13 protein-coding genes are annotated in these 14987 nt (G+C 42.9%); 5 read left to right on the top strand and 8 right to left on the bottom strand.

The window, feature by feature from the left end; translation table 11 throughout:
* The first annotated feature begins 390 nt into the window (after positions 1 to 390).
* Positions 391 to 639: a DUF465 domain-containing protein gene (locus tag I3252_RS02000; RefSeq protein ID WP_045444089.1), complete on the top strand. Its 249-nt coding sequence runs from the start codon at positions 391 to 393 to the stop codon at positions 637 to 639.
* Positions 640 to 812: 173 nt separating this feature from the next.
* Here I3252_RS02000 and ahpC read toward each other — a convergent pair whose 3' ends face one another.
* Complete coding sequence (ahpC, locus tag I3252_RS01995; protein WP_110924014.1) at positions 813 to 1379, bottom strand: alkyl hydroperoxide reductase subunit C; 567 nt, start codon at positions 1377 to 1379, stop codon at positions 813 to 815.
* Between the two features lie 348 nt (positions 1380 to 1727).
* On the opposite strand from ahpC, the gene I3252_RS01990 reads away from it, so the two are divergent.
* Together I3252_RS01990 and I3252_RS01985 are read left to right on the top strand one after the other, a co-directional pair.
* Positions 1728 to 2636, top strand: a complete 909-nt coding sequence (locus tag I3252_RS01990) for a hydrogen peroxide-inducible genes activator (RefSeq protein ID WP_238034048.1) — start codon at positions 1728 to 1730, stop codon at positions 2634 to 2636.
* A 45-nt stretch (positions 2637 to 2681) separates the two neighbouring features.
* On the top strand, positions 2682 to 3365 hold the full coding sequence (locus I3252_RS01985; RefSeq protein WP_238034047.1) for a hypothetical protein: 684 nt from the start codon (positions 2682 to 2684) through the stop codon (positions 3363 to 3365).
* Here the strand turns inward: I3252_RS01985 and I3252_RS01980 are convergent.
* The 7 genes from I3252_RS01980 to I3252_RS14245 all read right to left on the bottom strand — a co-directional run bounded on the left by I3252_RS01980 (position 3343) and on the right by I3252_RS14245 (position 12193).
* Complete coding sequence (locus tag I3252_RS01980; protein ID WP_238034046.1) at positions 3343 to 3948, bottom strand: methyltransferase domain-containing protein; 606 nt, start codon at positions 3946 to 3948, stop codon at positions 3343 to 3345. The two genes, I3252_RS01985 and I3252_RS01980, sit on opposite strands and share 23 nt — an antisense overlap.
* A 154-nt stretch (positions 3949 to 4102) precedes the next feature.
* A complete protein-coding gene (locus I3252_RS01975; RefSeq protein ID WP_238034121.1) occupies positions 4103 to 4771 on the bottom strand; it encodes a M48 family metallopeptidase in 669 nt (222 codons plus the stop codon).
* 2 nt (positions 4772 to 4773) lie between these two features.
* Positions 4774 to 6315 (bottom strand): DUF1513 domain-containing protein, encoded by a 1542-nt coding sequence (locus I3252_RS01970; RefSeq protein WP_238034045.1) that lies wholly within the window; start codon positions 6313 to 6315, stop codon positions 4774 to 4776.
* 3 nt (positions 6316 to 6318) lie between these two features.
* Positions 6319 to 7467, bottom strand: coding sequence for an imelysin family protein (locus I3252_RS01965; RefSeq protein ID WP_238034044.1), 1149 nt, complete (start codon positions 7465 to 7467; stop codon positions 6319 to 6321).
* A 147-nt stretch (positions 7468 to 7614) separates the two neighbouring features.
* Positions 7615 to 9294, bottom strand: coding sequence for a di-heme oxidoredictase family protein (locus tag I3252_RS01960; protein WP_238034043.1), 1680 nt, complete (start codon positions 9292 to 9294; stop codon positions 7615 to 7617).
* 294 nt (positions 9295 to 9588) lie between these two features.
* Positions 9589 to 11049, bottom strand: coding sequence for an imelysin family protein (locus I3252_RS01955; RefSeq protein ID WP_238034042.1), 1461 nt, complete (start codon positions 11047 to 11049; stop codon positions 9589 to 9591).
* Between the two features lie 490 nt (positions 11050 to 11539).
* Positions 11540 to 12193: an OmpA family protein gene (locus I3252_RS14245; protein ID WP_055124860.1), complete on the bottom strand. Its 654-nt coding sequence runs from the start codon at positions 12191 to 12193 to the stop codon at positions 11540 to 11542.
* Between the two features lie 351 nt (positions 12194 to 12544).
* On the opposite strand from I3252_RS14245, the gene I3252_RS01940 reads away from it, so the two are divergent.
* A complete protein-coding gene (locus I3252_RS01940; RefSeq protein ID WP_238034041.1) occupies positions 12545 to 13507 on the top strand; it encodes an acyltransferase in 963 nt (320 codons plus the stop codon).
* A 275-nt stretch (positions 13508 to 13782) separates the two neighbouring features.
* Complete coding sequence (locus tag I3252_RS01935) at positions 13783 to 14868, top strand: hypothetical protein (RefSeq protein ID WP_238034040.1); 1086 nt, start codon at positions 13783 to 13785, stop codon at positions 14866 to 14868.
* The last annotated feature ends 119 nt before the right edge of the window (positions 14869 to 14987 follow it).

Raw genomic sequence — 14987 nt, 5'->3', positions numbered from 1 at the left:
TGCCCTTTGATGTCTCTATTATCATAGGTTCTGAGGGTTTCGGCAAGCTGAGAAACTCAAACCTTATGTTTTATAAAACCAATCATTAGTTATTATTTATAATTAAATTTCAATACACATCTAGATTATTCTCATGGTAACAAGGCTGTTTTTTCGCTACAATCAAATGAGGCTAATAGGAAAAACTCTTATTTCCCTCGTTGCAGATTGTCTTTTATGCAAGTTTATCAAAGAAGCTTTCTGCTACTATTAGGTCTTATCCATATTGAGCTAAATAGTGTTTTGGCTTAATAAAATCAAGTCTCAAAATCATAGCAATTCATCAAAACAATCTTACGACCATGCGCGGATGCTTACTACAAGCTTGCGCTTCATAACAAGGATGACAACATGAGAAAGACTGATACATGGCAAGATAACAAAGACATTATTGCTGAGCTTAAGCTAAAAGACAGTCATTTTGCGACGATCTTTGATGAGCATACTCAGCTAGATCAGCAGATTAATCAGTTGGATAAAAACTTGGTGACACACACCAGTCGCGATGAAGAAATTGAACTGATGAAACGACGAAAACTGCATTTAAAAGATGAGATTTATAAGATAATTGATAAAAATAAACTACAATCTCATGCTTAGCGCTTCACTTATTATCACGACGCATGAATAAAAAAATTTATTGATAAATGACATAAAAAGACCCCATCAACTTATGCTGATGGGGTCTTCATTTATAATGCTGATTTAACTCAAAGTAAGATATACAGCACTACAAATATCTAAAGTATTGAGCCAGTTCGTTAAATCAAGAGTTAGATTTTACCAACAAGATCAAGACTTGGTTTTAGCGTTTCTTGACCAGCTTCCCAAGCTGCTGGGCAAACTTCGCCATCGTTTTCACGAACGTATTGTGCTGCTTTTACTTTACGTAGCATATCTTTTGCACTACGGCCGATACCGCCAGCATGGATTTCAGCAACTTGAATCAAGCCATCTGGATCTACTAAGAACGTACCACGTTCAGCTAGACCAGCTTCTTCGATCATAACGTTGAAGCCACGTGTGATTTTACCAGTAGGATCGCCGATCATTGGATACTGTACTTTGCCGATTGCGTCTGAAGAATCATGCCATGCTTTATGCGTGAAATGAGTGTCAGTTGATACTGAGTATACTTCTACGCCCAAACCTTTAAGTTCGTCGTAATGAGCCGCCATGTCTTCAAGTTCAGTTGGGCAAACAAAGGTAAAGTCAGCTGGGTAGAATAAAAAGATTGCCCAGTTGCCTTTTACATCTTCTGAAGTGATGGTTTTGAATTCACCATTAACGTACGCATCAGCTGAAAATTCTGGGATTTCTTGATTGATAATAGACGCCATGATTGGCTCCTTTATAGTTGATTGATAGTTAAGTTAATTGAAATTTCTTGGTATGATTGTTTCTATTAAGCCTTTACTGCTTTGGGCTACCTGACAAACTATACGCGAATTCTATCGTTAATCCAGTTAAAAGTTTTTAATGTGATGTTTTGTTTTATTAAACTTGTTAAACTATTCTCTCTACTTTTTATCATCAGTGCATTATGCATCAGCCACTATAGAGCATGCGTCAGTCACTATACAGCCGTTAGGTTACGTTAAGATGACATCGAGTTTGGATATCGAATTGGTACACCAAATGAATCAGCATAATATATCACGTTAAAAACCCATTAATAGAGAGGTTTTATGATTACTTTACGTCAACTTGAGTTTGCTTTAGCAGTGGCCAAGCACCGTCACTTCAAACGTGCAGCAGAAGACTGTAATATCTCGCAATCGGCACTGAGCTTGGGTATTGCCGAGTTAGAAAAGCAACTGGATACGCAGATTTTTGAGCGTAACAATAAGCAAGTATTGATTACCCCTATTGGTGAAGACATTTTAACGCGGGCGCAGCGAGTTTTTTCTGAAGTCAATGATTTGACCACACGCGCCCATAGCCATCAATCGCCGCTGGCGTATCCGATGACTGTCGGTATCATTCCAACGATTGCGCCTTATCTGCTGCCAAAAGTATTGCCTGCCCTGCGAGCCAATTATCCAGAATTTCGTATGACCATCGTTGAGCAACAAACGGAGCGTTTGCTAGAGCAAGTGCGTTACGGTCATATTGATACGGCTATTATTGCGCTGCCTTATGCAGTCGATGGTTTGCACAGCTTTGAGTTTTGGAGCGAGGATTTCTTTGCCGTATTCCCAAAAGATGATGTGCATGCCAAGCTTAAGACCATCAACGCTGATGAGCTGGCTACCGCCAACCTCATGCTGCTCGGCGAAGGGCATTGCTTGACCGATCAAACCCTGTCTGTCTGTCATTTTGACCGTGCACAGATGAAATCAAGCTTTTCAGATGCTAGCTTAAACACCCTGATTCAAATGGCACTTGCCAATATGGGAACGACATTGGTGCCAGAAATGGCGCTCGACCAGCTGCATCTGCAGAACCAAAATGCGGTAGCCGTACCATTAGCAGAAAAAGGGCCACACCGCCATATTGCTTTTGTCACCCGTCTAAATTATGCCCGTGTCGATGACGTCAACTTATTAGGTAAAGTGTTTAAGCAAGCATTTGAAGATGCTGCTAATAAAGAATAATCTGTTGGTTGTAAATTGCCAGCAGTTATCAAACGAAGGTTAACAATGGACGATTTGTCGCAACTAAATACTGAGCTTGGTACGATTTTTACGCAGCATTTATCTGCTATGTGTAACCATATCACGCTAGAGCAAGTGAGCATACTTTGGCAAGATATCGCCATGCGTTATAACGAGCCACAGCGTGCTTATCATAGCTTGCAGCATATTCAGCAGTTGTTTGGGCAGTTTGAGCAGGTTAAGGATAATTTGCATGAGCCGAATATCATTGCGTTAGCACTGTTGTATCATGATGTGATATATGAACCGACGCGCTCAGATAACGAGCTTAAAAGTGCAGAATATGCAGTAGAGTCATTAACTGGTTATTTAAATGCGGAGCAATGCCAACATATCTACGCGTTGATTATGATGACGGCTAGTCATCAAATTGACAAATGGTCAAACGAAACCAAAGAGAGAGAAGAATACAGCGATGCCGCTTATTTACTAGATATGGACTTAAGTATTTTAGGGTCATATTGGTCGGAGTATGAACAGTATGCTCACGCCGTACGCCAAGAGTATGCGCATGTCTCAGATGACGATTATCGCGTCGGACGCATGGCCGTATTAAAAGAATTACTGGCGCATCCAACGCTTTATCTGACAGATTATTACTATGAACGGTTAGAAAAACAGGCTAGAAAAAATATTGAGCACGAAATCACGCTTTTACACGCATCTTAATAAACAGCTCACTACCCTGCCGTGCAGGATGTGAATTATAGCTTGGCTCCATGATTTCAATATCAAAATGCTGCTCAAAACGCTGCTGATATTCAGCTTTTGTGCCGCCAAACGGTGGTTCTTCTCGTCCAAAGTCTTTATCAAAGAGCAAACCAATCAGCTTACTATTCGGTTTTAGTAACGCTGCCATCTGCTGCACATACTCGTCACGGCGTGATGGATTTATCGCACAAAAAAACGTCTGCTCAAGCACCCAATCAAACTGATACTGCTCAGGCGATAACTCAAAAAAGTCGGCACAGATTAAATGCTTAACTGGAAAGTCAGGATAACGCTCAGCAAATGCTGCAATCGGCGCTGGGGCAAAATCAACCAAGGTGACATTGGTAAATCCTTGCTCATGTAGGTAACCTACCTCGTATGCATTGCCCGCACCCGGCACCAGAATCGCTTGCTCTTTGGCAGATTCGGGCAGTTGGTCAATATAAGCTTTGAGCGGTGGCGATACCTGTCCCATATCCCAACCGATACTGTCTTGCTCATAACGCTGCTGCCAAAATTCCGCTTGATTGACGTTTTCCATATGACATCCCTGTAGACAAAATTATTATTTAAACGACACGATTTATATCGTTATGTCTTATCATATCAGGCTTATTAGAGCGTGTCTCATTTTAAAGATGGTGATAAAAATGAGGACATGCCTTACGATTATGGATATTATTTAGAGAAATCGTTTAATCTAATTTTCTAGTCTTCCCTGCCAGCATATTGTGCCAATGCTGATAATCTGGCATTGCGGTTGCGACCGTTTGCCAAAAGGCACGGCTATGATTGGCATGATGTAAATGACACAGCTCATGGACGATGACATATTCGGTGCACGCAATAGGATAAGCAGGCAGATACACAGACAACCAAATTCGCCGTGCGCGAGTATTGCAACTGCCCCAACGCGTATGCATTTTTTTTAGGCGTATCTCATTGGCTGTCGCACCGACAATCGGTTGCCACTTTGCAAATAATGCAGGTATCGCTTCAGAAAGATGTTGCCGATAATAGGCAAGTTTTTCATCATGGTTTAGGGTGAACGATTGCTCTACACCCCACAATGGCAAGGTACTATCAGCAGTTGAAGCTTGCGCTAAAGCAAGTTGTTGCCGTTTATACTGCTCTAATACTTGCGGATGGTTTGCTATCGCCCATGACACGCGCTTCATCACAGCCTGCGCAGCTTGGGCTGGGCTAATAAATAGTGGTACAGATACCAGTAATTGATGTGGCTTTAAGCGGAAATTGATATTTTTTACCCGCTTTTTGCTGATATGCAGTTCGATATCTGCTTGCGCCAAATACTGTATCGCTTTTTCTAATAAAATAGACTGATATGCTGGCGGCACATTCATGCTCATAGCGCTTGCAGATGATTATCAAAAGACATCATATGGCATTGACTGTCTTTAACGATAGCTTCATTTGTAGTGACGATGTCTGAGTTTGCTATAGATAAATCATTGACCGTTAATCTGGTCAATTGACCTTGCCCATCACTAACGATAAAACCTGATTGCTCATTATTATCTTCTGCTTTTTCAGTATTATTATTAAATAATACTGCTGTACCCGCACAATCTGGCAGGCTAACATCATCAATCAATGCACGAGTATTTAAGTCAAAAATCGCCGCACAGCCGCCAATTGGTGTGGTCACGCATAGTAGGTTACGTGCACTATCGACCGCTACACTGGCGATATACTGATGAAAGCGCTGCCATTGATCATTGGGCATAATGAGCGCTTTAAAATCAGTATCACCGCATTTATGGGTCAATACTAACGGTACATTAATATGCTTCTCACCTTGGAATTGAATGCCTATCATCACCGTTCCATCATCATGCATGGCTAAATGTCGCACGCTCATTTGATTGTGCTCAGGCATAATCTGCTCAAGTAAAGCGCCAGTATGACGATTAACGTAAACCAATGATGGACGCATACTGTCTAAATTTAGTTCTTCACGCGACGCTTGCTCGGTTTTGATACCGCCGTTAGCGATCACCAACGTCTCGCTATCAGGATGCATAATCAGCTCGTGCGGACCGATACCATGCGAGTTGTACTCTGCTATTTTTTTATAATTATCGTAAGCATCGTAGATACCGATTTTACCATCCAAACTTATGGTGTCATTCTCGGTCACATACAGCAATTCACCGTCTAGGCTATAACAAGCGTGTCCATAAAAATGACGGTTGTTTGCAGCGTTAATGGCGAATTTTACTTGTCCTGTCGCAGTATCAAGCACCCAGAATTTTTCGCTCGGACGGCGCCCCATCACCACGACGTCACGACTGCTATGATTCTTCATCGTACTATCTTGATCACTAAGCACAGGCTGAACGACAATATCATGGACACGTTCAGGCATGGTCGTTTGCCAAACGATTTGTCGATCAGCATCAATACCGACCACACCAAAATCATTGTCAGCACGCTGATCATCATTTGCTAAGGCGCTATTTTTTGGCATAGACGCCACGCCGCTAACCCAACAAATGGGTCGCGTCAATACGGTGGTGGTATGTGCCGCGCTAAAGTCAGCGACACTATGATGGTTGGTATTATTCTTATCATCTAGCGATAAATGATAAGCGTGTTGCCATGCAGTAGCGGCTTGCTGACAAGCGTAACTAAACCGTGCTAGCTGGGGTGTTGGTGTAGAGGTTAACGACTGCAACTGCGAACGTATGCCTACGACATAATCCTGCAAGCGGGCATCAGGCTGACGCTGCTTGCGATAACGATGATGAATACCGACAAGCGCTACGGTACCCATTATAGTAGAAAGCATCGTCAATGCTGATGTTGCCAGCAGCTCATTATTAGACTGCTTATCTTCTGGCTGCGGCTGTAATTTATTTGCTGTATTAGTATCGATAGAGTGCATTTTTTAATCGCCATCAGTACTGTTAAAGCCCACACGGATACCCAGCGCCGGAATCAATTGGCGCTTAATAAGACGTGTAATAGTTGTGAGGTGATCATACAGCTCTTGTTGAGTGGCTTTATCGGCAGTCCCTAAGTCTTCTGGCATTTGCGCTAATAGTGTAGTGGCATCAGCAAGCGCGGTCGATAAGTTATCCGCGACTTCATTTTCATTATTGCTGCCCAAAATAGCGGTCAAAACGGGATCCGTCAGTGCTTCATTCAATGTCGCCAATTTAGCATTGATAATGGCACGGCTTTGCTCTGCGGTAGCGGCTGGCAAATGACCTTTTGCCTTTCCTGTTAAGCCTAACGGTTGATCGATGGCATTAGACTTCATGGTCTCAACCAACGAGAGTAAAGAATTAAACCATTGATTCAATCCTTGATCGCTATCAGCCGTTTTATCAATGGCTAATAGATTAGTGGCATTTTGCTGCCAGTTTTTCTCAATATCTTTTAGGCGCGTGCTCAAAGCACTGCTTGCACTCATCACATAAGCACATTGAGCAGCATCTAGACTGTCATTGGCATATAACGCTTCTTCTAATCCTGGCACCCCTTGCACGATGGCACTCTCGTTAGCCAATTGCTCGGCGGTGAGCTTAGGATTGGCAGCGATTAGATCGGCAACGCCACTGTGTACCAGACCGCGCTCATCAGGATAGTAATTGATATATAAATTACTCATGCTGGCGGTCGCTGGACCAAAGTTAATCATCTCAGCGCCTGCCCATGCTTGTGCCAGCACTAGCCATTGATCGCGCAGTGCTTGCAGCTCATCACCGCTGACTGGTGCTTGCTGACAATGCTTTTGTGCCAAATCATGCAATAAATCACTCTGTTTTGCGGCATCCGCATAGGCTGGAATGACAATATCATTTGCCACATGGGTCAAATAGGTCTTTTCAGTCTCGGCACTAATATCGACAGCGGTAATTTTATCTCCACTACTATCTTTTTCTGCAGCGCTGGTAGATGCCGCACTGTCTTGCGCAACTTTTTGGCTATCTGCTTCTGGCGCTTTATTGTCATCAGCCGGTTTAACACAGCTGATCAGCAAGCCTGCGCTTAAGGCCGATAAGGCCATCGCTAAAGCATGGTTTATTTTCATAAATTTCTCAATATTATTATCAATAATGGTTTAAATTCTAATCTTTACAAGCTCTAGTCTCTAGTGTTTGATTGGGCGGATAACCTTATCAACACTTACTTTCTCAGTTATCACTCAGTCATTTAGCATAGATAAATGACCTTATCTCTATAATGACTGTAAGAACGCATTCAATTCAGAACGACCTTGTTTGTCGAGTTTGAGTACTTTTTGCTGTTGCTTTTGGGCTTCACCGCCGTGCCATAACACCGCTTCCATCAACGTACGGGCGCGACCATCATGCAAAAATGTTGCTTGTGGATCGACCGTTTGCGCCAGACCAATGCCCCATAAAGCAGGCGTACGCCATTCATAAGAATTGGCTAAAAACTCAACTTGGATATTTTTTGCGGGTAATTTTCCAGCAATCGTGCGATCGGCAAGATCATCACCCATGTCATGTAATAGCAAATCCGTATAAGGATAAATCACTTGTCCATGCTGCTCAAGATGGTCATCGTCGGTTTTTGGCAACTGATATCTTGGTGTATGGCAACTTTGGCAACCCATATCATAAAAGCGTTTTTTGCCCGCTAGCACTAGCGTATCGTCAGCATCACGCCGATGCGGTACTGCCAAATTTCGCGTATAAAACTCCACAAACTTAGCCACTTCATCATTGACTTCGACGGGCGACTTACCATTGCCTTGCTCATCAGCCCCAGTCGTCGCATTCATACAAGCCGTCTGTGTCGGCATACAGGATTCATGAGGACGGATATTTGAGGTCAAGCCCATGTCTTCATTAAAAGCACTTTGGTTTTGGGTGATAAGCTTGGTTTGCCCTGCTTTCCAGCCAAAGCGTCCAAGGGCATGCTTGCCAGTCTGTGGATCCATGACCCAATTGAACTTGCCACTGATATCGCCATTCGTACTGTTTTTATTATCAACCGCTTGTTTTTTAATCGCTTCATCCGGTATTTGCTCAAGTAATCCAAGCCCAATCATCGGTAAAGCCACTCGCGGCGACACCATCAAATCATCATCAAATGCACCATAACCCGGTTTGGTTAAATTAAAGGTGGGCGCCCGCAATGTTTCGATATGACCATCTGCAAAAGTAACGGGCTTGTCTGTCCACTGCACCGCAATTCTGGCTTCAGCAGGCACACCTTGGATGCCTCGATCTTGTAGCTGACCACCATACATAGGATGAACGACTTTTTCGATAAGTGAGTTTTGCAGTTGCTGACGCTGCTCATCGGTGGTCGCTGGCATCGCAAGGCGAATAAGCAAGCTATCGGCATCGTCATCACTAGTCATAGGCGCATGACCGCGACCGTCCTTGACATGGCACGACTGACAGGCAGCAACATTGAACAATGCGCCCAGACCATCGCGGCTGTCAGTGCTGGCAGGGGCAATCACCCACGGCTGCCGAAAGAACGCATTACCAATAAAAAAATGCCCTTTTCGTGATGCCGTCAAGTTTGATGAAGGTTTAGAGTAACTCTCAGCGCTGCTAATACTGATTCCTGTATCGCCACCTTGCTTGACCTCTTGCGGATCAAAGCTTGCCAATTGCTGCATTGGTACGCCAGCGAGCGTTTCGATGGTTTGGAGGCGTTCAGGTGTTAGCGTTGGGTTGTCACCATTATTAATGGCAGATTTTTCGTTTTCAGAAATATCATCAGACACACCGTCCGTTGGCTGACAAGCACTAAGGGATAGCACACATAGAATACCAAGCATTGGCTTTAACAGGGTGGTTTTGCTGACAAAAGACGCATAAAAAGAGGTAGGGGTTTTGGCTTTGAAGATATTTGTGGTGTTCATCATGGTGTTCATAAAGAGTACCTTAGTTCTAATCTAGAACCATTAAAATCGCATGCTATAAAGTGTTTCACTTCTAGTCGATAAGGTACAGCGATGTACTGACCTATCAGGCTATTTTAATATGGTAAAAAAAACACGCCGCCAACGGTAGTCGACAACGTGTGTATTATACCTAAATTACTTTTCCATGAAAATAATTCTCATTAGCTTATAACGACTTGTCAGGCATTATCGATTAATACTATGTCGATAATGCTATGTCAATCACTGCTATGCTTGCTGTTAAGCCAGTAGATTAATGAGCAATTAAAACTGCGAACCTGCGTCAGCATCTAAATTGTCAATACCGACCGCTTTTGCCGCATTTTCGATACCAGCAGTCAGCTCTTGTAAGCTAGTGATACTATTTTCAATCCAGCTACGACGGGTATTTTGCTCTTCAGCTGAAATACCTTGTTTACTTACTTGACCAGCGGTGGCAATCATTTGATCAACTTTGATACCTTCTTTTTCACCTTTTTCAACGATCACATTAAAGGCGGCTTCTACCTTAGCAAAGTCAGTCGCCAATTTATCAGCCGCTTCTTTGTTGTTAGTATCGACGAGGTAGTTTTTAACACCATAACCACCAACGCTCTTACCAGCGACTGTCTTATAGTTGCCGTTAAAGACATTTTGGATACCACGGGCATTGTTGGCATAGCTTAGATGGGTCAAATCACTGAAGCATTCGTGCTCATCTTCGGTAGAGCCCGTTACAAACGCAACCTGTATACGCTCAGAAGCAAGCTCACCCAATGCTAAGCTGCCCATTTGATACATGATTTGGCGTAGACCATTATCGTATTTGCGAGCCATCAGGTCGCTACGTAAGGTATTCTCACTCTCAGGCTGCCACTCAGCTTCCATTGCAGTCAAATCATCAACCAATAATTGAGTCGCGGCTTTTAAGAACGCGCCACGACGCTCACATATACCAGCATCTTCATTGACCGTCTCACCACTGGTACATTGACCCGCTTCAGTCACATAATCTGTCACTGGACGATTGCCTGCACCCTCGCCAACGCCGTTGTTATCTTGTCCCCACAGCATAAACTCAATCGCATGGTAGCCGGTCGTCACATTGGCTTCACTGCCACCAATCTCATTCATTTCTGCTAATAGCTCAGGAGTGATAGTACTGGTATCTTGTTTGATACTACCGACCGTAATGCTATCGCTATTGATAATATTGTCTTGGCTATTGTATTCACCTTCATAACCATCACTAACGTAATCAATCAGCGCCTCATCAAGTGGCCAAGCATTTACCTGTCCTTCCCAACCATCGATACTGCCGAGTGCTCGTTTATCATTGGCTGTCACAAAGCCTTCATCAAAACGGAAAATCTCAGTTTGCGAATACGGCTGGCGCGCTGCTTTATACGCCGCTTTTGCCGCATCAAGGTTTGCTTGGGTTGGTGTTGTCACATAGGTCTCTACTGCCGTTTGCAAGGCTTTAGCAGTATCTAGCGAATCTTTATAAGCCGCATGCGCCATGTTGGCATAGCTGATCATCAGTCTATCGGTATAAGCTTGATCAACCGCTGATAGTTTCGTCGTATCTACAGCGGTTGTGTCTTGCGCCGCTGTTTGCGTATCGGCGGTAGTGTCCGTGTCTTCCTTGGCTTGCTTGGTACAACCCGACACCATTAACAACCCTGCAAGCGCAGCAGCTAAAGTAGTTGGTAAAATCTTACGGCTCGTTACTGTGGTAATCGTCATACATATCCTCAAAAAGTATCGCAAAAGAAAATGGACTTTGAATAAAGAGCATTAGGGCATATCCTCATTTTAAATAATGCTGATAAAAATGAGATGAATGACAGTTAAAGGAGAAAAACAGCACCCATAATATCAAAATATCGACCAGAATTTGACACTATTAGACAAAGTTTAGCTATTTTTAGTCCATTTAGAAAAGCCTCAAATGAACTGAGAACCTACCCTAGTATCGCCACAATAACAAAGCTTTGTAAATTATAGTGTTATTGATAATCATTATCAATATTTAATTAATATTAATATAACCATTTAGCTAACGATTGTTTTATAAATAAAAACACCAAAAATATTTTAATATTGATTTAAAGATAACGGAATCCTGATGCCTAAAATTATTTTGAATTTGAAATCTAAATATCAGGCATAAAAAAAGGCCAGTTTATCACTGACCTTTTTCAACACTATAATGACAGCTAAACCATCGTATGAATTAACGTACGTTGTTTGGCGCATTGATGGTTAATTCAACACGGCGGTTTTGCTGACGACCATACTCGGTGCTGTTATCAGCAACTGGACGAGACTCACCATAAGCGACGACATTGATACGGCTAGAAGCTACACCGCGTGCGCTTAAATAGTTCGCTACTGCGTAAGCACGATCGCGTGATAGTTTCATGTTATAAGCATCAGAACCTTTGCTATCAGTATGACCAGCAACCGTTATCGTATTTTGGTTGTACTCATTTAGCGTTGATGCAAGCTTATCAAGCGTTGGTCTAAATGATGGGTTTAAAGAAGCATCATCAAATGAGAACGTGATGTTGCCTGGCATTACTAGGTCAATATTACCATTCGCATTTGGCGTAACGGTTACACCCGTACCAGCCATTTGCTGCTCAAGCTGCTTGGCTTGACGCTCCATGTAGTAACCAACACCAGCACCCAAAGCTGCGCCAATCGCGGCATCGCGACCTGTGTTATCACCACCTGTTGCTTTTGAAATTGCACCGCCGCCTAAAGCACCTGCCAATGTACCAATGGCAGTTTTGTTCAAGCGTTGTTGTCCAGTGTTTGGATCAGTAGCACAACCGCTAAGAGCTAGACCTGACGCTACTGCTGCAATCATTAATGTATTACGCATAATATTTCCTCTTAAGTTTAAAAAATTATAGACAAAGTGTGCTTTTTATAAATATTTTCTGTTAATTCCATCTACATGCTGAATATACACTCGTCATTATTATGGCAATTACAATCTAATCATGTGTAATATTTTGTCACACCTGTGTATGAGAAGTGCAGAATGATTTAATGAGACTTTCACAGTGATTGGATACGTTTGTGTTCTCACTGTTAACTATCCATTAGCGCAAGGTGTTATCACAAGTCACGTTTACACTCGTACACTCTGAACCGTTTCTGCTAAAATTGTGCAATAAAACTGGCAATGAATCATTTATATACTAATAAGACTGACCGAAAAGGATTTAGCATGCGATTGACATCCACTATTCGAAAAATACACGAACGCAACCCTAAATTAGGCAAAGCCGTTTCACTTGCGACAGCGACTGGGGTTATTGCAGCCAACAGCTTCGGTGGTAGTATTCCCTTATGGTTAATGGGTGTCGGCAAAGTCATCACTGGTGCTCCTATCGCAGACAAAGCGGTCATCAAAATCGCGACTTATTGGATCAGTAGTAATAGTGCCTTGATCGATGACATGTTGCCACGTAAAGATTGGCGCATCAGCTTACCCGATGACGTGCACATCAATGGCAAATATTTGCTGGTCAGCAACCATCAGTCTTGGGTCGATACCAGTATCGTGCAGTACATTAGTGAAAAACGCTTGCCATTGACACGGTTTTTTACCAAATTTGAACTGATTTACATTCCGATTGTGGGTCAAGCCTTTTACTTTTTAGACTTCCCAATGATGCGTCGACATTCTAAAGAAGCCGTCGCTAAAAACCCTGCTCTACAAGGCAAAGACATCGAAGAAGCCAAACGCGCCTGTGCCCTGTTAAAAGACAAACCTTTTACTTTGTTAAATTACTTAGAGGGCACGCGTTTCACCAAAGCCAAACATGCAAAGCAACAGTCTCCTTATACTCATTTATTGAAGCCACGGGCAGGCGGCCTATCTTTAGCCATTAACGCGCTAGGCGAAGACATCGATGGCATGCTAGATATGACCATCGTTTATCCTGATGGTGTGCCAAGTTATAGTGATTTGTGGAAAGGCAACATCAAGCGTTTGGGCGTCGATGTGCGTTATATTGAGATGCCTGATGCATTATTTAACGGTATTAAAAATGGTGGTTACGAAACTGATGACGCGGTAAAATCTCAAATGTTTGATTGGGTAGAGCAAATTTGGCAGCAAAAAGATCAGCGTATTACCGATATGTTGGCTGAGTTTGAAACAAACCCTAAAACTCCGAATGCTTAGAGACATCGTTAACAGAGCAACGGCATACAACAGTGAATTACTTTAAGTCGTTTTAAAACTATGATTGAGCGCTGTTGTTTAAAATGCTAACTGTAAATCCCAACTCGTAAATGATAATGCGTAATTATAATGAAAGATGGGTTGTTTTTTGGCTCTATTCATTGATAATGTGAATAGTCATGAGCCCATGACTTTTTGACCGTTAGTGACTTGATAGCCCTGTACTATTTGAGCCGCTTATTTTTCGTGTTATTTATTATTTATAAGGTTTGACTGTGCCCGCTTCCTCTTCTACTAGCCTGCCTCTAGACTCAGCGCCTGTATCCAATCAGCCGCCTGATAATACGCTGCCACCGCCAAACCGACCCACGCCAAATCGCTTAAAACTCACTTACGATATCGTGATGATTATTGCCATCAGTATCGATCTATTATTGATTAGTATTGATGCTATCTTGATGAGTAGCTTTAGTAGCAATGCCGCAGGATGGCTCAGTATTAGCGATGCTCTCAATTGGTATCAAAATACCTTACATGAGCCTTTGCGTACCGCTGGTGGATTTTTTACCCTATTTTTGATTTTTGAGCTACTGCTACGTTGGGCGATTGCGATTAAACAAAACGTCTACTATCGCTGGTTCTTTTTTCCTTTTGTACATTGGTATGAAGTATTGGGGTGCTTTCCGCAGCTGCGTGCCTTACGTTTATTCCGAGCGGTCATCATTGGGCGACGCTTATACCAGCTTGGTTACCAAGTGCTGCCGCAGCCATGGATCAATCGGATTAGGTTCTATATCGACTTATTACTAGAAGAGCTGTCCGACCGCGTTATATTGACGACTATCCAAAACTTTCGGCAGCAACTGACCGATCCTAAAACGCATAAATCTTTCATTGAATCAACGATAACTCGTAATCGTAACGAGATTGAGGCAGCAGTGCTGTCGATACTGCGCACAGAGCTAGCACCAAAACTGCAGGAGTTGACGGCAGCATCAGGTGGCGGCAGTATATTAGCCAGCGAGATGGGCAATGCTATTGAAGAGGGTTTGGCCAATACGCCTGAGCTGCGTCGCTACCTACGCATGATACCGATTGCCGGTAGCTTGATTGAATCACAGCTGCAACACATCGGTCACAATATAGGCGAAAACGTCGTTTACGCACTCAATAAACGCCTTCTAGACCCCGAACGCCTCGATTCATTGATGGTAGCGATTGCCAACGGCATTGCCAGTATCGATACGGATAATACTGCGTTAGATACCTTGATTTCGAGTATCATTAATGACAGTTTGACAGAATTTGAAGCGCAGGTAAAAGTGCAGCAGTGGAAGCATCAAGAGATGCTTCATCTATAATCCATACTGCTAATAGCACGCCCTGCCTACAAAACATTAGGCTTAGCAAGCAAATGAATGGTATGACTCGATAATAAAAACAACACCGTGAATACAGCGACAGAATTATCTCTTGAGGA

The organism is Psychrobacter sp. Ps4 (assembly GCF_022129285.1).
GTDB classification, from domain to species: Bacteria; Pseudomonadota; Gammaproteobacteria; order Pseudomonadales; family Moraxellaceae; genus Psychrobacter; species Psychrobacter immobilis_A.
This window is presented reverse-complemented; position numbering and strand designations above follow the sequence as displayed.

Bases quoted from the DNA above. Each gene is read 5' to 3' on its own strand.
- I3252_RS02000 (WP_045444089.1), top strand. From the start codon at position 391: ATGAGAAAGACTGATACATGGCAAGATAACAAAGACATTATTGCTGAG.
- ahpC (WP_110924014.1), bottom strand. From the start codon at position 1,379: ATGGCGTCTATTATCAATCAAGAAATCCCAGAATTTTCAGCTGATGCG.
- I3252_RS01990 (WP_238034048.1), top strand. From the start codon at position 1,728: ATGATTACTTTACGTCAACTTGAGTTTGCTTTAGCAGTGGCCAAGCAC.
- I3252_RS01985 (WP_238034047.1), top strand. From the start codon at position 2,682: ATGGACGATTTGTCGCAACTAAATACTGAGCTTGGTACGATTTTTACG.
- I3252_RS01980 (WP_238034046.1), bottom strand. From the start codon at position 3,948: ATGGAAAACGTCAATCAAGCGGAATTTTGGCAGCAGCGTTATGAGCAA.
- I3252_RS01975 (WP_238034121.1), bottom strand. From the start codon at position 4,771: ATGAATGTGCCGCCAGCATATCAGTCTATTTTATTAGAAAAAGCGATA.
- I3252_RS01970 (WP_238034045.1), bottom strand. From the start codon at position 6,315: ATGCACTCTATCGATACTAATACAGCAAATAAATTACAGCCGCAGCCA.
- I3252_RS01965 (WP_238034044.1), bottom strand. From the start codon at position 7,467: ATGAAAATAAACCATGCTTTAGCGATGGCCTTATCGGCCTTAAGCGCA.
- I3252_RS01960 (WP_238034043.1), bottom strand. From the start codon at position 9,294: ATGAACACCATGATGAACACCACAAATATCTTCAAAGCCAAAACCCCT.
- I3252_RS01955 (WP_238034042.1), bottom strand. From the start codon at position 11,049: ATGACGATTACCACAGTAACGAGCCGTAAGATTTTACCAACTACTTTA.
- I3252_RS14245 (WP_055124860.1), bottom strand. From the start codon at position 12,193: ATGCGTAATACATTAATGATTGCAGCAGTAGCGTCAGGTCTAGCTCTT.
- I3252_RS01940 (WP_238034041.1), top strand. From the start codon at position 12,545: ATGCGATTGACATCCACTATTCGAAAAATACACGAACGCAACCCTAAA.